This is a genomic window from Clostridium sp. E02, assembly GCF_003833015.1.
GTDB lineage: Bacteria > Bacillota > Clostridia > Lachnospirales > Lachnospiraceae > Lacrimispora.
The window spans coordinates 1-23,457 of the sequence record NZ_RJLQ01000011.1 but is presented as its reverse complement, the minus strand read 5'-3'; the positions used below and the strand labels follow the sequence as shown (position 1 = coordinate 23,457).

General features: G+C 38.0%; 23 protein-coding genes. 3 read left to right on the top strand and 20 right to left on the bottom strand.

Annotated features, from left to right (window positions below):
• Positions 1-2: 2 nt before the first annotated feature.
• From cobM to EFT72_RS09610, 9 genes are all read right to left on the bottom strand, one after another.
• The gene (gene cobM, locus EFT72_RS09650) at positions 3-758 is read right to left on the bottom strand and encodes a precorrin-4 C(11)-methyltransferase (RefSeq protein WP_124066716.1); all 756 of its coding nucleotides are present in this window, start codon (positions 756-758) and stop codon (positions 3-5) included.
• 2 nt (positions 759-760) lie between these two features.
• Entirely contained in the window at positions 761-1,438 is a 678-nt protein-coding gene (gene cobI / locus EFT72_RS09645; RefSeq protein WP_124066715.1) for a precorrin-2 C(20)-methyltransferase, read from the bottom strand.
• A gap of 14 nt (positions 1,439-1,452) precedes the next feature.
• A complete protein-coding gene (gene cbiD, locus EFT72_RS09640; protein WP_124066714.1) occupies positions 1,453-2,628 on the bottom strand; it encodes a cobalt-precorrin-5B (C(1))-methyltransferase CbiD in 1,176 nt (391 codons plus the stop codon).
• Between the two features lie 70 nt (positions 2,629-2,698).
• Positions 2,699-2,920: a small, acid-soluble spore protein, alpha/beta type gene (locus EFT72_RS09635; RefSeq protein WP_124066713.1), complete on the bottom strand. Its 222-nt coding sequence runs from the start codon at positions 2,918-2,920 to the stop codon at positions 2,699-2,701.
• A 125-nt stretch (positions 2,921-3,045) separates the two neighbouring features.
• Positions 3,046-3,228 carry a PspC domain-containing protein gene (locus tag EFT72_RS09630; protein ID WP_124066712.1) on the bottom strand — a complete coding sequence of 61 codons (183 nt, stop codon included), beginning with the start codon at positions 3,226-3,228 and terminating at the stop codon, positions 3,046-3,048.
• A 20-nt stretch (positions 3,229-3,248) separates the two neighbouring features.
• Positions 3,249-4,145 carry a DUF4097 family beta strand repeat-containing protein gene (locus EFT72_RS09625; protein ID WP_124066711.1) on the bottom strand — a complete coding sequence of 299 codons (897 nt, stop codon included), beginning with the start codon at positions 4,143-4,145 and terminating at the stop codon, positions 3,249-3,251.
• On the bottom strand, positions 4,142-4,879 hold the full coding sequence (locus EFT72_RS09620; RefSeq protein ID WP_124066710.1) for a DUF1700 domain-containing protein: 738 nt from the start codon (positions 4,877-4,879) through the stop codon (positions 4,142-4,144). The genes EFT72_RS09625 and EFT72_RS09620 overlap by 4 nt, the downstream gene beginning before the upstream one ends.
• Complete coding sequence (locus EFT72_RS09615) at positions 4,876-5,196, bottom strand: PadR family transcriptional regulator (RefSeq protein WP_124066709.1); 321 nt, start codon at positions 5,194-5,196, stop codon at positions 4,876-4,878. Before EFT72_RS09615 ends, EFT72_RS09620 begins: the two co-directional genes overlap by 4 nt.
• A 35-nt stretch (positions 5,197-5,231) precedes the next feature.
• A complete protein-coding gene (locus tag EFT72_RS09610; protein WP_124066708.1) occupies positions 5,232-5,480 on the bottom strand; it encodes a PspC domain-containing protein in 249 nt (82 codons plus the stop codon).
• Positions 5,481-5,679: 199 nt separating this feature from the next.
• Between EFT72_RS09610 and EFT72_RS09605 the strand changes: the two genes are divergently transcribed.
• Entirely contained in the window at positions 5,680-6,444 is a 765-nt protein-coding gene (locus EFT72_RS09605) for an HAD-IIB family hydrolase (RefSeq protein ID WP_164473127.1), read from the top strand.
• A 54-nt stretch (positions 6,445-6,498) separates the two neighbouring features.
• Here the strand turns inward: EFT72_RS09605 and EFT72_RS09600 are convergent, their stop codons facing one another.
• The 6 genes from EFT72_RS09600 to EFT72_RS09575 all read right to left on the bottom strand — a co-directional run bounded on the left by EFT72_RS09600 (position 6,499) and on the right by EFT72_RS09575 (position 14,481).
• A complete protein-coding gene (locus EFT72_RS09600; RefSeq protein ID WP_124066706.1) occupies positions 6,499-9,153 on the bottom strand; it encodes a calcium-translocating P-type ATPase, PMCA-type in 2,655 nt (884 codons plus the stop codon).
• A gap of 80 nt (positions 9,154-9,233) precedes the next feature.
• Positions 9,234-9,824: a TerD family protein gene (locus EFT72_RS09595; protein WP_124066705.1), complete on the bottom strand. Its 591-nt coding sequence runs from the start codon at positions 9,822-9,824 to the stop codon at positions 9,234-9,236.
• Between the two features lie 23 nt (positions 9,825-9,847).
• Positions 9,848-10,429, bottom strand: a complete 582-nt coding sequence (locus tag EFT72_RS09590) for a TerD family protein (protein ID WP_124066704.1) — start codon at positions 10,427-10,429, stop codon at positions 9,848-9,850.
• 16 nt (positions 10,430-10,445) lie between these two features.
• Complete coding sequence (locus EFT72_RS09585) at positions 10,446-11,027, bottom strand: TerD family protein (protein WP_124066703.1); 582 nt, start codon at positions 11,025-11,027, stop codon at positions 10,446-10,448.
• Positions 11,028-11,054: 27 nt separating this feature from the next.
• Positions 11,055-12,206 carry a toxic anion resistance protein gene (locus tag EFT72_RS09580; RefSeq protein ID WP_124066702.1) on the bottom strand — a complete coding sequence of 384 codons (1,152 nt, stop codon included), beginning with the start codon at positions 12,204-12,206 and terminating at the stop codon, positions 11,055-11,057.
• 1 nt (position 12,207) lies between these two features.
• Entirely contained in the window at positions 12,208-14,481 is a 2,274-nt protein-coding gene (locus EFT72_RS09575; protein WP_124066701.1) for a YceG family protein, read from the bottom strand.
• A gap of 270 nt (positions 14,482-14,751) precedes the next feature.
• Here EFT72_RS09575 and EFT72_RS09570 point away from each other — a divergent pair, with 270 nt between their 5' ends.
• Positions 14,752-15,711, top strand: a complete 960-nt coding sequence (locus EFT72_RS09570; RefSeq protein WP_124066700.1) for an HpcH/HpaI aldolase/citrate lyase family protein — start codon at positions 14,752-14,754, stop codon at positions 15,709-15,711.
• Positions 15,712-15,767: 56 nt separating this feature from the next.
• Here EFT72_RS09570 and EFT72_RS09565 read toward each other — a convergent pair whose 3' ends face one another.
• From EFT72_RS09565 to EFT72_RS09555, 3 genes are all read right to left on the bottom strand, one after another.
• A complete protein-coding gene (locus EFT72_RS09565; protein ID WP_124066699.1) occupies positions 15,768-16,817 on the bottom strand; it encodes a cysteine protease StiP family protein in 1,050 nt (349 codons plus the stop codon).
• Positions 16,817-17,923 carry a phosphoribosyltransferase domain-containing protein gene (locus EFT72_RS09560; RefSeq protein WP_124066698.1) on the bottom strand — a complete coding sequence of 369 codons (1,107 nt, stop codon included), beginning with the start codon at positions 17,921-17,923 and terminating at the stop codon, positions 16,817-16,819. The genes EFT72_RS09565 and EFT72_RS09560 overlap by 1 nt, the downstream gene beginning before the upstream one ends.
• Before the next feature lie 231 nt (positions 17,924-18,154).
• Positions 18,155-19,393 carry a D-alanyl-D-alanine carboxypeptidase family protein gene (locus EFT72_RS09555; protein ID WP_124066697.1) on the bottom strand — a complete coding sequence of 413 codons (1,239 nt, stop codon included), beginning with the start codon at positions 19,391-19,393 and terminating at the stop codon, positions 18,155-18,157.
• 185 nt (positions 19,394-19,578) lie between these two features.
• On the opposite strand from EFT72_RS09555, the gene EFT72_RS09550 reads away from it, so the two are divergent.
• Positions 19,579-20,979 (top strand): polysaccharide deacetylase, encoded by a 1,401-nt coding sequence (locus EFT72_RS09550; RefSeq protein ID WP_164473126.1) that lies wholly within the window; start codon positions 19,579-19,581, stop codon positions 20,977-20,979.
• A gap of 50 nt (positions 20,980-21,029) precedes the next feature.
• Here the strand turns inward: EFT72_RS09550 and EFT72_RS09545 are convergent, their stop codons facing one another.
• A complete protein-coding gene (locus EFT72_RS09545) occupies positions 21,030-21,983 on the bottom strand; it encodes a GTP-binding protein (RefSeq protein ID WP_243109985.1) in 954 nt (317 codons plus the stop codon).
• Between the two features lie 18 nt (positions 21,984-22,001).
• Entirely contained in the window at positions 22,002-23,108 is a 1,107-nt protein-coding gene (locus tag EFT72_RS09540) for a GTP-binding protein (RefSeq protein WP_124066696.1), read from the bottom strand.
• Positions 23,109-23,457: the final 349 nt, after the last annotated feature.

The following is a 23,457-nucleotide window of genomic DNA, read 5'->3' as shown; positions in this document are numbered from 1 at the left end:
TTTTAAATCCCCTTTCTAAACTCAGTGGTAAATCCGGGATCATAAAGCAACGAACGATCATACTGTTTTTGTGCGACTGCATTGCCCACTAAAATAAGAGCTGTTTTCTGAATCTGCTCCTGTTCTGCACGATCCTTTAAGGTATTCACCGTACAAAGGATTGTCTTTTCTTCTTTCCAAGTTGCTTTGTATACAATGGCTGCAGGGGTTTCTTTCTGATACCCTCCAAGAATGAGTTCTTCTGACAATTCTTTGAGCATCCCAGTACTTAAAAATATCACCATAGTCGCACCATGAGACGCAAAGGAAGCAATGGATTCCCTTTGGGGAACGGGAGTTCTACCTGCCATTCGAGTTATGATAACACTTTGTGTTACGTTTGGAAGGGTGTATTCCATTTTAAGTGCGGATGCCGCTCCACAAAAGGAACTAACCCCAGGACAAACCTCATAGGCAATGCCTTTTTGATCCATCTCATCCATCTGCTCTCTGATAGCGCCGTAAATACTTGGATCTCCAGTATGCAGCCTTACTGTAATTTTATCTTCCTTTTCTGCCGTCTCAATCACAGCAATTACTTCTTCTAATGTCATTTTTGCGCTATTGTAAATCAGACATTCCTTCTTGTTATACGTTAGCAACTCCGGATTTACCAGGGAACCGGCATAGATAATCACATCTGCCTGTTCAATTAATTCTTTTCCTCTTACTGTTATCAAATCCGGTGCTCCCGGACCCGCTCCTACAATATGTACCATATTTACCTCACAATCAACAATGAATAATAACCCGCATCTTCTGGAATCTCACGAAGCGAATGATAGATCCGCTCATTTTGCATTCCACAGTTTTCTATCATCGTGGCTTCTAATCCATTCTTATGGATCAATTTTTTCACTGCTTCCATCTGCCTTCCCGCTTTCATCAAAACCTTTACTCCCGGTAATTTAAGTGCATCTTCTACCTGATAGGAGGCCGGTATAATATGAAGCTGCTCTGCTCCTGAAACAAGCGGAGTGGAAAGTCTTGCTGCAGTCGCACAAAAAGATGGGATACCACTTACAAATTGAATGGGAAATCCATTTTTTTGCAGTGGTTCTATTATATAGCTAAACGTTGAGTAAATGCTTACATCTCCAAGAGTAATAAACCCAACGTCTTTTCCCTCACGAAGCTGGCTCATCAACTCCTTTGCCGCTGATTCATGACTTTCTTTTAATATCTTTTTATCTTTTGTCATGGGCATGGGAATTGAGAGTATCTCTTTTTCTTCTATTTCCGGCACTGCCTCTTTGGCAATCTGATATGCGGTACACAGATTTTTATCGGTATGAGGAATGGCAATTACATCGACCTGCCTGATCCTCTTTGCTGCTTTTATCGTCATAAGTTCAGGATCTCCTGGCCCTACTCCAATTCCATACATGATTCCAGCCATGTTTTATCCTCCTGTTATTTCTTTTGTTTTATTGACACAAACCCATGGTCAATGAGATTTCTGGCTCCAGTTGTCATCCCAAGAATACCAAATACCTTGGAAAAAGTCACTACTTCCACCGATATATTGCTTGTCCATGCACGGATATAGGATTGTATCCTTACAACAACATCTGCCATAACCGGCTCTAAAATCTCAAGCTCTGTTAAGATTTGGGCGGCTTCATCCATGGTGTTTGCTTTCAGAATCCGCTCTTTTTCTTTTTCCTCTATATAAGACACGGCACAATCCCATAATATTTCCATACGGCGATCTCCATATTTTGAGTGAGTATTCTCCACGCCACCTGCAACTTTGATTAATTTTCCAATGTGACCGACAAAAAGAATCTGATCAAATCCTTCTTCTCCTGCTATGGCACATGATGTTTTAATGAAATTGCTAACCGTCACACCATCTAGAAGCGATAGATGAAGGCTCTCCCTGATAAAAGCCTCCCCATAATTTCCCGGTGTCAATATGACATGTTTGGAACCCGAAACCGCTTTCATATGTAATTCCAATTTAATCGTGGCAATGAGCGCATCTTCACTCATAGGCTTTACGATCCCTGTGGTTCCAAGAATTGAGAGTCCTCCTTGGATTCCTAGTTTGGAATTAAAAGTTTTTTCTGCCAGTCTTTTTCCTTCTGGCATCCAGATACGAATCTTTAATGCTCCATCGTATCCCGAATTTTGTCTGATTTTCCAAACTTCTTCAAAAATCATTCTCCTCGGAACCGGATTAATGGCAGGATACCCAACTGGACAGGAAAGGCCTGGCCTTGTCACCCAGCCAATTCCTTCCCCCCCAGTTAAATAAATGGGGGATTCGTACTCTTCCTCTCCTCGATAACAATAGGAGGGATCCGATGCTTGTTCCCTGTCTTCAAAGTATTCTACGGATGCAAAAACATAGGCTTGATGCGTCACATCCGGGTCGTCGCCTGCATCTTTTATTACCCCACATGAAACCTGATGCTGTTTCCTTACAACATGAAAAAGGGGCAGATCAGCTTCCGTCCCTTTTGGCGTCACAAGATTCATATGTTCTAATATTTTTCCAGTTAATAGCATGGCTGTTGCTGCTTTTGCAGCAACAGCGGCACAGGTTCCGGTTGTAAATCCGCTCTTTAATTCATATTTCGCCATTTTTCATCCTCTTTGATGTACATTATAAAAGATTTTCACGTATGGCGCAAGGAATTTTATGTTTGTTTTCCTATGCCTCTTCCTGTTTTTCCAATGCTTCTTTTTTCAGTTCTCGTTTTCTTTTGGTAATCAGTCCTCCAATTCTTCCACTTTCTTTGGCCGTCAGACTTCGCCAGCCGCCGCTTACCACTTTATCGTCAAGCCCCAGCTCTGTAGCGATCTCAAACTTAAGCACATCTTCCGGTTTCATGTTTTGAGGATCAAAGGGTTCCTTTTTCTTTCCTTTTGGCATACATCTACATCTCCTTTTCTAAATCTAAAAAGAGTATACCCGTTCAAACCAATATTAAACGTAATTATTCCAGTAAAAAAAGAGACAGGGTCACCTGCCTCGCTTTTCTTTTATAAATTTTCTGTTTATAGTTTTCTTGGAATAATAACTGCCGCAATGATATAAGCAATAATCCCAGAACCAGTACAACCCAAAACAGCCCATATCAACCGAATTAAAGTTGGATCCAAATCAAAATATTCTCCTATTCCTCCACAAACTCCACATAACATTTTGTCGGAATCAGACCGATACAATTTCTTTTCCATGTGTAATTCTCCTCTCTTATTCATTCATGATTAAAATTCACTTCAATGGCACCCGTGTTACATTCTAAATCCATTTCCTTATGAGCCCCATTATTAAGACGTGCTTTGCTTACCAGCCCAGCATAGTTTTCATCTTCTATACGAATGGCTCCCACTTTACTCTCAACCTCATAATTAAAATCATCTTTATCCCCGTTAAGATTAAGTTTGATGGCTCCTACTTTGCATTCAGCGGTGACTTCCTTTGAAACATTCCCAGTAAATTCAACGGCACCCACACTTGTTTCTATGGAAAGGGAATTGGTATCTGCATCCTCCAGCTTGACCGCTCCAACTTTGACATCCAAATTCAACTCATCTGCAGAAATGGTTCTTGCTAAAATTAATGGAGATGAATTATTAATTTTATCCCCACCCCTTCTACGGGATACCATCAAATCCACTTTGGAAAGCCTGTAATCCTCTGGCACTTGAATGGTTACAACCAGATCATTATTCTTGTGTTTTTTCTTGCTTCCCGTTACTGTAAGTTCCAGTTCTCGTTCGTTTTGTTTCAGTTCCCAGTATTCACTGTCTTTGTTACTGTAAATTTGAATCCCATTCTGTCCGGAAACCTCTTTCCATAAAACAGTTCCTGCTAGATTTTCAATTACTATACTTTTTAAATCTGGGGAAGAATAGATAAGATCCATATCCTCTTCCCTCACGTGATTGGATTCTAATTCATCATAATAGTCAGGAATTTCTCCATGCCAGACTCCGTTGTCAGTAAATTCCGTAATTTCCTGCTTGATATCTAGAATGGGGTCTAATTCAAATAGATTTCCCCCTAATGTAGAAGCAATTACTGCCATGATTCCACCGGTAAGGATGCAGATTCCTCCAATTATAAGGCTTACTTTAATGAATCGATTCATGAATTCCCCCTCCTTTTATGCAGCAGACTATTTATAGAGTTGATACTACTACGCAACAGGAAAGGGATAAATTTTCCATAAAAGACTCCACTGACCGCGAGGGATACAAAAGCCAAACCTAGAAACAGTATTCCCAAACCCAAAAGCAACATTCCACTTAAAGGGTGAAGAATCATGGAAGCAATTCCAACCACTGCTACGGCTACTGCTGCTGCAAATAAAGCTAAGGTAATTGCACCAACTGCAACTGCAACCGCAATCAAGACACCAATAAGTCCAACCAGCAATCCTGCCAAGCCACTTCCTATTCCCATAAGTAAGGGAGATGCCACAACAATGAGAATGATCCAAACAACAATTTTAATCGCTTTACCATTATTATTTGCCTTACCTGTTTGATCAAACGACTCTCTTTGTTCGTTCTTTTCATCGATTTCTGAAATCTCTGGTAAGTCATACCGCTTTGCCATCTGATAGTTGGGATCACGGAATCGTTCATCCTGATAACCGTTGTCTGTAAACTCTCCTCCATCAACCAGACTTCCAGTGATGTTTGACCGTATCATGGCAGCAATCCGTTCTGGACTTCCAAATTCTTTTATAACCGCATCTTCATTCTCCTGTCCCGCTTCTTCCAGATAATCTTTGTAATATTCAATGGCATCCACCTTTTCCTCGTCTGGAATATCAGACAATAGATATTCCAACTCTCTCATAAACTCTTCCCTGCTCATATATGTGCCTCCTCAAAAATTTGGGATATTTTTAGGGAATAGCCAGCCCATTCGCCTTTATAGAGATTTAACTGAACCCTCCCTTTTTCTGTTATTTCATAATATCTGCGGTTTCTTCCGTCAAATGCCTTATCATAAACTTCCAGACATTCTTCCTTTTGGAGACGGCGTAAAACAGGATATAAGGTTGATTCTGATACCTCGATCACTTTTCGTACATCCTGTGTGATCTTATAGCCATACGTCCCTTCCTGATCGATTGAAACAATTGCCAGGACTATGGCATCCAATAATGCTGCTCCTGTGTTAAAAACCATATGTCCACTCCTATCTTTATTCGTTGGAAGTTACATTAATGTTCCTCTTCATTGGGTCTTTTCGGGATAATAACAACTGCCATAATGTACAGAATCAAACTTCCGCCTACGAGGGAAAATCCTGTAAATACATGAAACAAATGCCTCCAGGCATTCGCAACCATCAAAAGAATCCAGATCAGCCTTATCATAACCGGATCAACATCCAGATACTCTCCTATGCCTCCACAAACGCCACAAAGAATTTTGTTTTTTACTGAACGGTACAAACGTTTTGGTTTCACGATTGGCCACCTTTCTTTTTGTTTATTTTATTCTATATTATTCGTTCTCTTATATTATATGTCATATAATATTAGATGTCAACATCTATTAAAAAAAATAAATCGATCAGGAGGTTGTAACATCTAGAATATTAGACATAGACGCAGGCGCAGACGTATGGTATACTGGCACCAACTTAAAAGAAAAGGAAGTTTACTTATGATATTGTTTCATTCAGATTTAGATAATACTTTAATTTATTCCTACAAACACGATATTGGCATGAGTAAAAAGTGTGTAGAAATCTATCAGGATAGAGAAGTTTCCTTTATGACCACTGAGTCTATGGATATACTAAAACGTATCCAATCAAAAATTATATTTGTCCCAACTACAACAAGAACGATTGAGCAATATAATCGAATTCAAATGGGCATTGCTAATCCCAAATATGCATTGGTTTGCAACGGGGGGATTTTACTAAATAATGGCTTAAAGGATTCTAAATGGTATGAGGAATCATTAGATTTTGCAGAACATGCAAAGTCGGAAATCGAGAAATCCATCCAGATACTGAAGCAAGATAAGAATCGGTATTTTGAGATACGATTTATTGAACAATTATTTGTTTTTACCAAAACCAGTGAACCGCTAAAAACGATTCAGACATTACGTTTAAAACTTGATGAGAATAAAGTTGACATTTTTCAGAACGGGGAAAAAGTATATGTACTTCCAAAAGAGCTAAATAAAGGAAGAGGTATCTTAAGATTGAAAAAGAAATTGTCAGCCGCTAAGATTATAGCAGCTGGAGACAGCGCATTTGATATTCCCATGTTAAAAGCTTCTGATTTTGGTTTTTGTCCCAAAGGATTAATTACAGAAATCAATTCAAATGTTCTTGAATATCCGAGAGAAGTTTTTACAGTAAAAATGCTTAGAAAAATTGAAAGTCTGCTTCTAAATAGAAATCCGGATATTTGATATACAAATATCCGGATTTAAACTATGCTGCACGTATGAAATTTAACTGTTGATTTACTTATTTGTAAAGTATTTTCTGATCAAATCAACCGGTATCATGGTAAACGATAGCAGAATTACAACAAGCCAGCCGTTTAGACCAAACGGCACACAACTAAACATGTTTCCAATCCATTTAAAGATTTCTATAGGAACCATAGATGCATTTACGATAAGCGCCTGAACAAGTATGATGATGAAAAACACCCTCAAAAATCCAGGATTTAAATTTAATCCTTTAAAAATTTGGTATCCGTCATTTCTGACATTAAATCCATTAAACAATGCACTTACTATAAATAACACGAAATAGGCAGTTAAATGCTGCTCTTTACTTGCAAAAAGATTAGAAAAAATCGGATTTTTCAAAAATACAAAGCTTAAAATGGTCAACCATAGACCCATAATGCAGATTTGAACCAACATACTTTTACTCACAATATTTTCATCTCTGCGCCTTGGTTTCTCATCCATATATTTTTCCAATGCCGGTTCATTCCCAAGCATGATGGCTCCCAACCCATCCATTACAAGATTGACAAACAACAAGTGGGTTACCTTTAACGGTTCCTCAATTCCAAAAAACGGAGCAATCGCACTTACAACAACAGCCGCAACATTAATGACCAACTGGAATTTACAAAATTTCAAAATATTATGATAGATTGTTCTTCCGTACCAGATGGCATCTTTAATTGATTTAAAATTATCATCTAAGATAACGATCTTCCCTGCTTCTTTCGCAGCCTCTGTTCCGCTGCCCATTGCAAATCCAACGTCTGCGATCTTAAGTGCTGGCGAATCGTTTACACCATCCCCTGTCATACCAACAACCAGATTCATCTCCTGACATATTCTGACCATTCTGGATTTATCCGTTGGTAATGCACGTGCAATGACTCGAATATCTTTTATAATTTTCTTTATTTCATCATCTGGCATTTCATTTAACTGTGCCGACGTCAATGCTATTTCATTCGATTTTGTCATTAAACCGGCATCCTCAGCAATTGCAACCGCTGTTTCAAGTCTGTCACCAGTTATCATAACGACCTGGATTCCAGCATTTTTCACCTCATTAATTGCTTCCTTTGCTTCTGGCCGAACATCATCCCGTATCGCTACAAGACCGATCAATACAACATCTTCATGAATCTCATTTTCTACTAATTTTTGATTTGCATATCCAAAAGCCAATACGCGCATTGCTTTTGTTGCCAATTCATTAATCTTATTATTTACTTCATCAAAGTTTAATTCCACTTCATTTCCGTGAATATCCAATGCCATTTTAGCAACCTCTAGGAATTTTTCAGGAGAACCTTTGTAGAATGTTTTTCCCAAATCACTTATGTACGCCTGGCTGAACTTATTCAAAGAGTTAAATCCCTGAGAACAACTAACCCTACACTCTTTATCAAGAGACATTTTTTTATATGTATCTTCACCAATAAACTTAAGCAACGCCTGTTCGGTTGCATTGCCCCCTATCACTTTATGTTTTTCATCGAACATGGACTGTGTGTTTTTACCAATTGCCAGGTCAACTAAGTCCTTTAGTTTGCCATACTTGCTAAGCTGTTGTATCTCAATGGAATCTCCTCCTGCAGTGATGAATTCAACAACTTCCAGCATTCCTTTCGTAATCGTACCCGTTTTATCACTGAACAAAATATTTAAAGAGCCAGCGGTCTCAATTCCCTCCGCTTTTCTGACTAATACATTATGATCTAACATTTTGCTTGTATTCTGCATCAACACCAGCGATATCATAAGTGGAAGCCCCTCTGGGACTGCGCAGACAATAATAACGACTGCCAAAGAAAGTGCCCCCACAATATCTTTGATAATTTGTGTCATACCAATGGAAGCATATGCTGAAAAACCTCCCGCTGAAATAACAAAATAAGAGAGATATAATACAGCAATTACAATTGCACCAATATAACCAAATGTAGAGATTTGATTGGCTAATTTAGAAAGCTTAACTTTCAACGGAGAATCTGGCTCATCCTTCTGCATTTCCTCCGCCATCTTTCCCATCATGGTTTTAAGCCCTACTTTTCTTACATCCAAAACACCTTCTCCGTCAAATAAAACAGAGCCTTTAAATAGGGAGTGTTTATCCACAAACGTATCCCCTGTGATTTCCTCCGCTAAAACGAAGGTTTCTTCTGCTACCGTTTTCTTACATTCCTCGGTCTCTCCATTAAGAGCTGAATTGTCAACCGTTAAATTTCCATCTACCAAGACCCCATCAGCGGGAACCTTATCACCAGATTGTAATAATACTTTATCCCCTACCACAACATCGGAAACTTCAATTACAGTAACAACACCATTTCGATATACTTTACAGCAGTCTTTTTCATTTCTTTCTTTCAATTCCCTGTATTTCGTATCACTGGCAACTCCGGTCTTTGCTGTCACAAAAGCAACCACCAATACAGCCACAATGGTTCCGACCGGCTCATAGATTTCAGAATACCCAAAGAAAAACATAACAATCATTAAACCAGCGATTGCTAACAGAATTTTAATCATTGGATCTCCAAAGGTTTCCTTAAACGCCTCCCAAAATGTTGTTGGTTCTGAGTCCGGTATGGCATTGGTACCATATTTTTCTTGAGAAGCTTTTACTTCTTCGTCTGTAAGTCCTGTAAATCGCATCGATTATCTCCTTAAACAGTTATCAAAAAATAAGAGAAAGAAATATTCCTATCTCGGATCGTTTCTTCCTCTTGTTGGTTTTATTTATATCTCTTTACCAGATCTCCCAGACCAGGATCATTGGTTCCTTGACCAATTGCATTAAACTTCCATTCTCCATCATGTCTGTAAATTTCTCCAAATATAAGAGCCGTTGCCCCTGAATAATCATCTGTCAGATTATATTTACACATCTCAACGTTTTTATTGTTATCTACCAAACGGCAAGATGCATTTTTAATCATACCAAAATGCTGATTTCTTTGCTTCGGTTCATAAATGTTGACAACAACTACTATCTTATCGAATTCAGCAGGTATTCTAGCCAAGTCCACAACGATCTGTTCATCATCTCCATCTCCGGCTCCAGTCAGGTTATCTCCCATATGCTGCACCGTACCGGAAGCATGTTTTAAATTACCAAAGTAAATAATATCTTTCTTATCCATCAGTTTCCCATTATGTAATAATAAAACAGATGCATCGCAATCAATGGGCATTGGTTTCGGTGCAAAGAAACCACCTTTTGCCCTTTTCACTTCATCCCAGCCTAATCCAATCAGCACTTTTGAGAGTCCTGCATTATCTTTGGTCAAACTCACTTTCTGACCTTTCTGTAAACTAATCGACATATCCTGTCCTCCTAATCATTTGTTTAACCAACATCGACTCCAAAATTTGCGCACAATGCGGCCAGACCACCCTGGTATCCACTGCCAATGGCATTGAATTTCCATTCCCCATTGTTTTTATACAATTCACCAAATACTGCAGCTGACTCAATTGAAAAATCTTCGCCTAAATCATATCGTAACAATTCTTCTCCATTTGCTTCGTTATAAATTCGAATGTAAGCACCGCTGACCTGACCAAAATTCTGTCTTCTCAGCTCTGCTTCATAAATCGTAACCGTAAAAGCAATTTTTGAAACATTCTCAGGCACGACCGAAAGGTTGATCTTAATTTGCTCATCATCACCGTTTCCATCACCTGTCAGATTATCTCCTAAATGTTCTGCGCAACCAGAAGGATGTTTTAAGTTTCCAAAAAAGACAAAGTCTTCTGGCCTTGATACTTTTCCTGTATCCGTAAGTAAAAAAGCGGCTGTATCCAAATCAAAATCACCACCTGTATCAAACTGGTTTACATCCCAGCCCAAACCTACTACAACTTTCGAGAGACCAGGATTTCCTTTCGTAATACTTACCTTCTGACCTTTTTGCAAGTTTATTGGCATATCGCTCTCCTCCTGATTATGCTACTTCAACACCAAAATGATTACATAATGCGGCTAGTCCGCCTTGGAATCCACTTCCTATTGCATTAAATTTCCATTCTCCATTATGTCGATATAATTCACCCACAACGACTGCTGTCTCAATAGAAAAATCTTCACCTAAATCATATCGGATTAATTCCGTATTCGTTGATTCATCTACAATTCGGATAAACGCATTGGATACCTGTCCAAAATTCTGCCTTCTTGTCTCTGCATCATAAATCGTTACAGTAAATGCAACTTTCGTAATATTGGACGGAATTGTGGACAGATTAATCTGGACCTGCTCATCGTCCCCATCGCCCTCACCCGTCAAATTGTCTCCCAAATGTTTTACAGATTCGCTGGAATGTTCCAGATTTCCGTAAAAAACAAATTCTTTTTCGGTTGGACATTTTCCAGTTTCATCAATCATAAAAGCGGCTGCGTCTAAATCAAACGCTGCGCCAGAATCAAATGCATTTGTATCCCAGCCCAAACCAACCAGTATATTTTTAAGTCCTGGATTTCCTTTTGTTAAATCTACTTTTTGTCCTTTGGATAAATTAATTGGCATAACGAATTACCTCCTATAATTTAAATTTTATCTCTTAGCCTCATTTGGCATATGATACATTTTATTGTACTCTTCTTTTATGTTATTTAACCGTGACTGATCCTCAATTCTCTGTCTTCTGGCATTCTCCTGAATCTGCTTGGTTTCATCGATACCATTGACAATGGTTCTCCACGTAGTTTCCAGTGTTTCAATCTTAATGGAGCTGCCTGAAGCCAATTTAGCCGTCAACTTCGATTGTTCTACCGTATTCCGCGCATTTCGAATCAACATTTCATTGGTCTTTTCATCAAGAGCTGACATCGCTTCCGCCTGAATTTTTTGTCTTTTCAACATAATAGCCTGAGCCAGTGCCTGCTTAAATACTGGTAATGTGATTATGAACGCAGAGTTAATCTTACGAACCAGATTCATGTTACTAAATTCCATTGTTTTAAGCATGGGGATGGATTGCATCGCAACATTCTCAGCCGTTCTCAAATCCTGAGTTCTCTGCTCAAGCATCATCAATGCCTGCTCCAAACTCTGAATTTCAAACTGGATGGAATTATCTCCAGAAGACTCCATGTCTGCCTTTCTCTGGGCAATGTATTCCTCCAATTCCTTACAGCCCTGCTCTCCAGCAAGAATATATTTAACCAATGCATGATAGTAGTTGACATTTGAGTCAAACATAGTATTCAATTTTTTGTTTGACTGTTTGATCTCTGACTCATATTGTTTTAGCTGAACATATATTTTATCGACTTCTTCCCCCATCGTATGGTATTTCGCAAGTATCTTATCTAATTGTTTCCTAAGATTTCCAAACAGTTTTCCAAAAAGACCCGGTTTTTCCTTTATTTCTTCAATATCAAATTTTGACATGATCTTAGCTAATGTATTGAGCATCTCACTGGACCCATCTATCTGCGACATGTTCATGCTGTTTAAAACAAGGTCAGAACATTTTGATATTTCCTCTGCCGCACCAGATCCAAAGGTAACGATTGTCTCTAAATTATTTATCTCAATTTGACTTACCAAAGCGTCCACTTCGGCAGAATTGGCCAATTCATTGTTCATCTGCTGCCTTTGAGCAACAATATCGTACGGTTGAACCTCTGTTTCGCTCTGTACCTGCATCTCTGTGTTCGGGGTCTGCTGTTGTATCTGTGGTTTACTAAAGTCTAATCCCATTTCAGTTCCTCCTCATAAATAGTTTCTGATGCCATGACTGGCGTCTATTCGCTGAAATCGTATCAAAATTGGGTGGAATTAAATCATATATGTATTCACCAATCTGATGCTCTTCCATAACTTTTTTCGCAAAATGATTCTCCACGGTCTGATATCCCGTAGGAACAAAACAAATAATGTCGAATCCTACCAGACTAAGATAAGCCATCAGAATGGTATCCTCTAAAGATATAACAGCTTCCGTCGTATTGATATAGATTAATTTAGGATTTTTTCTGGTAAAGTCAAATTTTTGGATTAGTCTTACAATATCTTTTGTAAGATTAAGCACCACAGAAATAATCGTATATTCGGTACCATTTTCAAAGGTTCCCTTGATGCTCTTTTGCTCTAATAGTAACTGCAATTTGTCTAACAAATAATCCTGCATCTCTTCTCTTAATACTGCATAAGGATAAGCTTTATGGGATTTAATCTTATTCCTTTGTACCTTTTCATATTTCAAAAACTCGGTTACATATGGTTTTATCGGATTCACGTCCGTAGAACTTATAAACGGTGCTTTCTTAACCAGGTAGGTGTCGTCTGTTATTAATTTTTTCACATCTGACCAGTAATTTGAAAGCAATCGATCTTTTACGCCAGAAACTTTTGCAAAAATCACCGGTACATTCACCATGCCATCCACCACACTGAAATTAGGCCGATATTTTACTTCCTGATCCCACAAGATAGAGATTTCCTCGTACATGGTCTTCAATATGATTGCCGTAGCATTCCTGCACTGCTGATCTCTGTACATTCCAGAATCCTGATACATGAGTGTATCTAATTCACGTTCGGCATGATATGCAGCTGTCCCGATATGTATCTCTGTGTTTTCACAAGGAAAACGTCCCACTTCCAGAGAATTGTTATAATTGATCTCATAGATAAAGGCATCTTCCAGACAGCATTTTTTATTTAAATCCGGATTTAAAATCAAAACATCGATCGGAAGTTTGGATAACACTTTTAGGAACATGGATTCGTTCTCATTCCTACAGCCTCCTAAGAAAATAAAAGAACCAATATCAGGAGCCTTCCAATCCGGAAATAACTGAGGCAGATACCGTTTTAACCAGCATAGAATATATATCGCCTTATTGGTAATTCTATTTAAATTGATCTCCTTTTCTTTCTTTTCCTCCACCAAAATATCAATAAACGCTCTTTTTGTCAGTTTTTGTAATTCATGGTTCGCTGCATATTGAATGTTTGCGGACAAATCAGAGACCATCTGGTCAAAATCGGAATAGTTATTTCGTCTTATCTTTTCAATCTCCTCCATCGTTGGTATCGTAATTTCATGATTAATAATAACAATCTTTCTCTTCGTGTTTTTCAACTGCAAATAAAATTGATAAAGTTCATTTATGTACGTCAGTTTATCTTCCACTCCATTGATTCTAATAAAACAGTTATAAAAAAGCTTTGGATCATCTCCCCGTAACAAAACCTCTTTTAGGATATCTAAAAATCCTTTCCCTTCTATCCAGGCATTGGTACAATTTGTCAATTGGGGCAACGATCCATATATCCTTTGAATTTTCATCTGTTCTTCCATTTGGCTTCTAATCCATCTGATTGAAAACGTTTCTGGAAACGAGCCAAGTCCTGTCATAGGATACGCAATGGAAAGTTTTGATTCTTTATCGAAAGATAGATAACCATTATCACCGTGATATTGTAGTAAAACAACATCACAACCCGCATTTGATAAGATCGTAATGAGCTTCAATTCATAATTACTAATATTCCCTTCATATAATATCTTTGGTACTTGCTCTTGTCCAAGCTGACCCACAATTCTTTCAAATTTATAATATAGCCAGCACATAAACTTTACATATGCATTTTTCAGCATGTGATCGTTCTTTCCACTTTTTCGCATGCGGTCCAATGTATCATAAATAGAAGCAGAAACACAATTGCGCTGGTATTCATTCATTCGGGGAAGCCATTTTATTAAGCTGCTGGTGATAAATCCCATACGAAGCTGAAAATCCTCACCCATCATCTCATAATAATAAGATAAGTTCTTTTCATCTGGGTTTGGGATTTTCCCTTCTATCACGACACCGGTTTGTCTTGCCGATTCATAAAACTTTTGGATGAAGGATTTAATTTCTTCACTATACCCATTAATCCGATAGAAATATACACCTTTCCCATCTCTCTGATTCAATTTAAGAAAATACGCATTTAAATCTTGGAGAATTTTATGTTCAAACATTGTTTGCCATCACCTTCAATATCGATTCCTCTTTTTTTAATCATACTGTAACCAAGAGCTGCTCCAACAGTGACTCCTTTGTAAATAAATTATCCACATTATAACATGATATTATTATTTTCTCAATAAATTCGACAAACTTTTACCTTTTTGTCATTTTACAGGAATAGGGTATGTCAACCTATCTAACCGAATCATATGGAATTAACTAGTATTCCCAACATTTTAATGCTATAATCTTTTTACTATATAAGGAGAAAAGTAAATATTATGGATACATTATTATTACGCTACGGTGTAGGACCTCTCTTGTATTGCCCTGCAGCAAATACCACTGTCGCAAACTCAGTTATAAACGAAAAATTCGGAAAGAACTTCTCATTAGCCCTGTGCCTTGAAGATACCATTGATGACTTTCATGTACAGGAAGCAGAAAACACATTAATCAACACACTTACTACTTTATCAAACGCTTTCAATGACCATACATTTTATATTCCCAAAGTTTTCATTCGAGTCCGAACGCCAGAACAGATATCGGATTTGTTTAACCGGTTTCAAAATTCAAAATCAATTGTGAAGGGATTCATTATTCCTAAGATATCTATGGAAAATGCAGATGACTATATAAATCAAATGAAAGAAATCAATGCTCATTCTGAACAAACGGTTTATATGATGCCAATCTTTGAAAATCTTTCTATGATTCATCTACAGAACAGATATTCAATCCTTTATGGATTGAAAGAAAAATTAGATGCGATTTCGGATCTAATCCTTAACATAAGAGTTGGTGGCAACGATTTATGCCATGCATTTGGATTTCGACGTAAAAGTAACGAATCCATCTATGATATTAAGCCGGTTGCCAATATCTTGACCGACGTTTCTACTGTATTTGGAATGGATTACGTTGTTTCAGGACCCGTATGGGAATATTATAATGGCTACCACTGGAAAAATGGTCTTGAACAGGAATTGCAAAAAGATCGTCTAAATGGATTTGTGGGAAAAACGGTCATTCATCCGAAGCAGATTTCCTTTGTCAATAAGGCTTATATGGTTTCCAAGCAGGACTACGAGGATGCAGTCGCAATTCTTAACTGGAATAAAGACTCCGCTCTTCTGGTTTCGGGAAACACAACGATGGATCGGATGAATGAATATAAGACACATCATAATTGGGCTAAAAAAATCATTGCCTTATCACAAGCCTATGGAATCCTCTAAAATAAATAAAAGCTGATGTCTGTATCTTAAGGCACCAGCTTTTACTTTTGGAATTCCTATGTGTCTGCCATATTTTTAATAATACCGCATGTTTTATAATTTCCCAATGAACAATATTCGATTGATACGTTCTTTTCTTGTGCTAATTTTATAATATGTTTTAGGGAAGAATCATGCTTACACTTTTTATCAATCAACACTTTCCATGGAACCCTTCGTAGCAATACTCGAGTCGTTTCTCCAATACCTGGTTTAATTAAATTTATATCCTTAATATGAAATCCATTTGCGATCTCCTTCACTTTTTCAATTCCATCGCATTTCAGGATAACATTTTCTTCTCTATATTCCTTTTTAAATTTTGATTGGATTTCATGAATGAATTCATAGGATAAATCTTTTTCACGTAAATTTTCATAATAGACAGCACCATGAAAATCATTTTCCCCTATAATATCATCTCTTAAAAAGGTTCTGCTAATCAAGCCGGATATGGTACTATTTAAGCAGGAACTTGGAATCAATATATCTGTATTGGTTCCAAATAATTCTGTAATATTGGCTGGATCTGCTACAACTGCCAATTCACCTGACAGTCCTTCATATTTTTCAACTTCTTTTTTTAGCTCCTTTTGAATGGCCCCCTTACCAATCCAACCATCAACAAAGAGAACATCTTTTGCATCATGGTTACTTAGGATATGCTTTACTGCATTGTCATCCACCCCTTTCCCACGGATAATAGAAATGGAGTAATGCATCACATCCATATGATACTTCCAGCAAATATACCGTTTTAACAAGATACCAATGGGAATGCCTGCTCTGGCAAGAGATACCAAAACTACATTTTCCCCTTTTTTATTAATTATTTTATCAGCCAGTTTTCCAATTGCTTCTGCCGTGGATTCTGCATACTGTTTTAATGCAATCCGGTAGGTTTCCATATAAGTTTCAGACGGAACATACTCCACCGGAAGCATCTCGCAATAATGTTTTCCCCCCTGAATTAACCGTTCCCTCTCCTCAGTCGTCTGAGGCTCTACCATTCCTGTAATATCTTTAAGGAGAAGCGTTACATCTTCCGCTAAATAAGAACTTCTCATTACTCACACCACCTTATATAATAAATATTAGAGTTTCCACACATATGCAATGCATTTATCATTCCATACAACCCATTACGGTTGTTGCATGTGGAGTCCGTAATAATCAAAACGATATCGTACTGTTCCAAATCATAGACAAAGGTCGTCCTGTCTTCCTTATATACGCTTGCTAATTGGTATCTCACATGCAATGGATAATTTTCATCATTACTGACTACAATTGGACTTCTGGTTGTGGCATGAAAGCGTACCTTTTTATCTAATTGTTCTATTTGTTCTGCAACAAATAAAGCAGGGTACATAAATTCTTCTGTTCCCAACACCAAAATATTTTTATACTGTACCAAATCAATTTTATTATGAATCTGCATCCACAGGTTTTCACAGGCTTTTAAATAGTCTTTGCCTAAAACGATTCTTCTTGCATTAAGATAGTCTACGCATACCAACTCCTGATATGTATGTGAGCCTATCTTGCAATCTGGCTTATGATAAATCCCATTGTCCTCTACCGTTTCAATTTTGGTTTCATAGCTATCATGACTTGTTTTAACGAGGAAATGAGTCGTTATGTCATGTTCCTCATAGATAGTTTTTGCTTCTGCATTCATACCATTTAAAAGCGATGCAACTGAAAATTTTATCCTGTTTTGGTATTCTTTTTTTAACAATTTGATTATATTCATAATCGTGTTTCCTGTTGTTATCTCGTCCTCAATAAAAATAATGCGGTCAATCTTATCGATTACCAAACTGATATCATCTTTTACCAGTTTTTGTTCTGTGGCATGGCTGTGAGATTCTGTAAAGTACAAATAGTCCACATCATCGATTATCTCACGTGTGGTCTGTATATAATATCCGCCTACCTGAGTTGCAATTGCTGCCCCGATTGCCGTAGCTGTTTCTGCAAAACCAATCATCAATAATTTTTCTTCCTTATAATCTGTTTTAATAAGATTTCCAAGCTGATGAAACATATGGATGGCGGTTGAGGGTAAAACCGGAATATGTTTCCCCTGTAATTGATTGACAACCAAATACGGTCTGGCTTTATTATTTTCTCGTTTTGCTATTCTTACTAAATCATTCTCTATGTACATAGTAACCCCTTGTCTTTCTGAATAATATTACTTTATCATAACACTTTCCACTCTTTTTTTCTATGGAGTTCGTCTGATTTTGTTTCATTCTAGATTTCGTTGCAATAAAACGATACCTTTCCACACGCCCGAATGTATGCGTATTTCAATAGAAACAATCATTCTGGCATACAAAAATAAAAGCGCATTGTCCGAAAGGGGCAAAATGCGCTTTTTCTATTTCAACTATTCTCACAAACCAAATGCATGAAACAGACGTTTTAAATAATCACTGAACTTAGCTTTCCCCACACCCTCAGCTGTCAAAACTGGAACCTCACCTACCTTTTTTCCATTCAGGGTATAGATAAGGCTGCCGGCCGGCTGCCCCTCTTTTACTGGTGCTTCAATCGAAGGGGATAGTTTTAGTTCTTTTTCAATTCCAGTAAAATCTTCGCCTTTCAAACTTAAGTAGGAAAAAGATCCGTCATACTTTAAAGGCACTTGATCCTTTACTCCGTTATCCACAATCATCTCTGGAAGTGGAACCATCTCTTTGTCTTCATACAACTTACAGTTTGCATAGCCGTAATTTAACAGAGTCTGGGCATCCGCAAATCTCACTTTAAAATCTGGCGCGGCCATAATGGATGCAATCAGACGGACACCGTCTTTATCAGCAGTTGCAGAAAGACAGTACTTTGCAATGGATGTAGATCCTGTCTTTAAACCGGTTACTTGAAAGTTCGTTGCCATTTTTAAAAGCTTATTGGTATTGGACAGACCAAATTCCTTTGTTCCCTGTTTGGTCACATGGGTGATGTTTTCCATCCAGATTGTTGAGTAATTATGAATCTGTGGGTACTTATTGATTAGTTCTCTAGACATCATTGCAATATCTCTGGCAGTGGTTACATGGGTGGGGGACTCCGTTAGACCGCAGCAGTCTTCAAAATGGGTATTTGTCATTCCCAGACTGGCCGCCCGCTCATTCATGGAATTCACAAATTCATCTTCGGTTCCTGCTATGTATTCTGCCATGGCAACCGATGCATCATTCCCAGAAGCAATTACAATGCATTTAATTAATGTTTCAACCGTCTGGACCTCTCCTTCTTCCAAAAACACCTGAGATCCACCCATAGACTTTGCATGTGCACTGGTCACAACCTCATCCGTCATTTTAATTTTACCAGAATCCAGTGCGTCAAAGATTAGGATTAATGTCATGATCTTTGTAATACTAGCTGGACTTCGCTTTTCATCTGCATCTTTTTCATATATTACCTGTCCGGTAGATGCCTCCATTAATATTGCACTGGGTGCCTTTAGTTGTGGACCGCCCTCTGCATCGACCTCTTTTGCATCTTCTGTTTTAACAATCATGTCCGAGGCTACCGCTATATCTGGTTCTTGGGCTGCCACCATCGTTGGACTCAAATAGGAAAACAGCAGAAAAAAGCCTAAAACAAATGCTGTAACTCTTTTCATGTTTACACGATCCTCTGAAAAATTCCTTTGTATCATTGTATGGAACTCTTTCCCATACATATGCCTTTTTTCCAAAAAAATTTACTCACTTATGATTTCAACTTATAACAAAGTATGCTATACTTACATGGAATGTCAGAAATAACACCTTGATATTCAATAATACAGAATTAAGAGGTCAAGATATGAATTTTAATGGTTTTCATGATCGTAACGTTGGAAGAAGGAGGAACCGTCCACGCAACACGATTATTATTGCATTCCTATGTTTTATAATTGTAACGATTTTGGTTTTATTTGCCTTTCTTATCAATAAGAAATTGGGACACCGGATCCAGCCTGTAGACTCATCCGTTGCGGATCTATCTTCTGAAAGTGAAGCAGATCCTACGAAGCAATCCACGAACGAACAGGACAAGAATCATAATATCACTGTTCTCCTTTCAAAAGCAGAAGAACTTGCTGCAGTATATAATTATGACGACGCCATAAAACTGCTCACTTCCGATGAACAATATGCTTCTAACACTCAGATAATGGCGGCAGTGGCTCACTATAAAACAACCAAGGAATCCCTGGTACAGATTAATCCTCAAGATGTAACTCATGTTTTTTTCCATTCACTGATCATAGATACCAAAAAAGCCTTTGACGGAGATTCCAAACAGAATGGTTACAACCAGATGATGACGACAAAATCAGAATTTCTTAAAATCATGCAGTCCATGTATGACAAAGGGTATGTCCTTGTAAAAATTCACGATCTCGCTTATGAAACGAAAGATGAGAATGGTAATTCAAAATTTGTATACGGAGATATTCGGTTGCCGGAAGGAAAGAAGGCATTTATCCTGTCACAGGACGATGTCTGTTACTATGAATATATGAAAGAAGACGGATTTGCCAGACGTTTAATCATCGGTGATGATGGCTATCCTACTTGTGAGATGGAGCAAGAAGACGGAAGTATTGCCGTTGGTGATTATGATCTTGTACCAATTTTGGAAAATTTTATAAAAACCCACCCTGGATTTTCATATAAGGGAGCCAGAGGAATCCTCGCTCTAACCGGCTATAATGGAATTTTAGGTTACCGAACAGATGAATCGTATCAGGATACCAATCCAAACTACGAAACAGACAGAAAAGAAGCAGCCAAAGTTGCCCAGTCTTTAAAAGATCATGGTTGGGAATTAGCTTCCCACAGCTGGGGACATCGGAACATGGGCAGTATCTCCATGGAACACTTTAAAATTGACAGCGATAAGTGGGCACGGAATGTAGATTCCCTGATTGGACCTACGGATATTATTATCTTTCCATTTGGAAGTGATATCGGGAGCTGGACACCTTATCAGGATAGTAATGAACGATTTACATATTTGAAATCTCTTGGTTTTCGATATTTCTGCAATGTAGATGCCAGCAAAAGCACTTGGATGCAGCTCGGTTCTGATTCTTTCCGTCAAGCACGTCGGAATCTGGATGGGTATCGAATGTATTATTATCCAGATAGCCTAAAAGATTTATTTCAAGTATCAGACGTCTTTGATCCAGCCAGACCTACGCCAGTTCCACCGATGTAAAATGCAAAAAAGTACGACTGTTATGATTACAGCCGTACTTTTTTGATGAACTAAAACTGAACAACTCCTTTTATCGGTTCCGCCGGTACAACAGAATCCGCATAAAGTACTGGACCTTCTCCATCATAGTCTTTCCAGAATTCATATGCGATCTTTGCTCTGACACGAACCCATTTTTTAGTCTCAAGATCTTTTGCTTCTCTCGACTTTGTAATAAATCCCATAAAGGTCATATCATCTTCACAGCAGGTCATCGCCATTCGTCCTGGAACAAAGTAGTTTTTTGGGAATTCTGGAGATTTTAATACCATCCCAGTAAACTCTACGGTCTTTCCTTCATATCGCTCCTGCCGCTCCATACAGTCAAGATACCAAATCCCATATGCCTCTGGTGTAATTCTAATCACATCTGCCTTTACATCATAAGGAAGATCCTCTTCTGAAATTTCGTTGATTTCTCCAGTGGAACCTTCGAATATAATTTCACCTTTTAAACACATTGCTTTTAGCGTTCTCCGATAGCCAGAAAGGTCCTCTATTCCATCACAGCGATTGCAGATAATTAATTCTGAATTGCGTACCATCGAATATAGGAGGGATTTCATATTAGCCACATACAAATCAAATGTAGACATATCAATTAGGGAAATCTGCTGGTAAACCTTCCAATCAGAGGGCAGTTTTAGCTCATCTAAGTTCCACATACCATTCCACTCAATTAAGATCCGCTCAGGATTGTGTAGCAGTTCCAGTTCTACCAGGTATTCTGTGCTTAACTGATCCTGACGGTCGATATATACAGTCTCCGTCTGTGTTCGCTTTAAAAGATCTTCTTCGTATTCTGATTCTCCTTCTTCGCAAACAATCAATAATGTTTTTCCTTCTGCTTTAAAATAATCCTGCTCCATGGTAAATTTGAGAAATTGTGTCTTTCCTGATTCTAAAAATCCATTGATTAGGAAAACTGGCATAAAATCATCTTCCATTGTTAGGGTATTGCTCATAATTTCCTCCCGTCTGATTTATCTGCCAAAAACTTTTTTCAGATCATCTTGTTTTAAATTTGCACCGATTACGCATACTTTTCCGGTATATTCTGGCATGCCTGTCCGAATTTCGTATTGCTCTGGAACTAAGTCAAAGTATAGCCAAGATCCTTTTTCTTCACTTGGAATCATTCCTTTGGCACGAAGAACGTCTCCATACTCGTCGCCATATGCCAGTTCATCAAGGATCTTATCTAACTCTTCTTTCTTCATCTCAGTTACATTCTCTAATCCCCAGCTATCAAAGACTTCATCCGCATGGTGATGATCATGGTCATGTCCACATCCGCAACCACAGCTCTCTTCCTTATGATCGTGATGATGACCTCCACAGCCACAGCTCTCTTCCTCATGATCATGATGATGGCCTCCACAGCCACAGCCCTCTTCCTCATGATCATGATGATGGCCTCCACAGCTACAGCTCTCTTCCTCATGGTCGTGATGATGCTTTTTTACTTCTTTTAATAGGTCGTCCACCATTGTATCTGGCTTTTCAATAATTTCAAGTAACTGCTTCCCACTTAGTTCGCCACAGGGAGTGGTAACAATTGTGGCTTTTGGGTTTAAGTCACAAATAACCTCTATGGACTGATCTACTTTATTCTTGGGCGCAATATCTGTACGACTCATAACAACAGTACCAGCATTTTCAATCTGATTGTTAAAAAATTCCCCGAAATTTTTCCGATACATGTTGCATTTTTGTGCATCCACGATCGTAACTGCGCTATTTAAGCTCACTTCTATCTCAGATGCTACATCAATTACTGCTTTCATAACATCGGATAGTTTTCCAACACCAGACGGTTCAATAATGACGCGATCTGGGTGATATTTTGTCAAAACTTCTTTTAAAGATTCTCCAAAATCTCCCACTAAGGAACAGCAGATACAGCCGGAGTTCATTTCCCGTATTTCAACTCCAGCATCCTTTAAGAATCCACCGTCTATCCCTATCTCACCAAATTCATTTTCAATCAGAACGACCTGCTCTCCTGCGATGGCCTCCTGCAATAATTTCTTAATAAAAGTTGTTTTTCCAGCACCTAAAAATCCGGATATTATATCTATTTTTGTCATATTAACGCGTACCTCATTTCATAAAGAATTTTAGAAATTACAACTATTAATTGTGTCACAAACCGGTTTCAAAGTCAAGCAGAGGGACTATTAATTTTACACATATGTTGTTATAAAATTATCAATTTAAGGGAATTACTCAAAATAACCTGTCAACCGTTTTTGAAAATGTCCCGAAAAAGTTTTAACATAAGCACCAGTTTTCTGGTGCTTGATTTAACCAGGTACTATTAGTTTTTGGGTAACTTTAATAAAACTACAGTTACCTGCTTGTAAATTAGGCTATTTCTTTTCTGTGTCGTTGTCCTTTTGCATATTTTTCAAATGATGCCTGCCTCCATGGATGGTT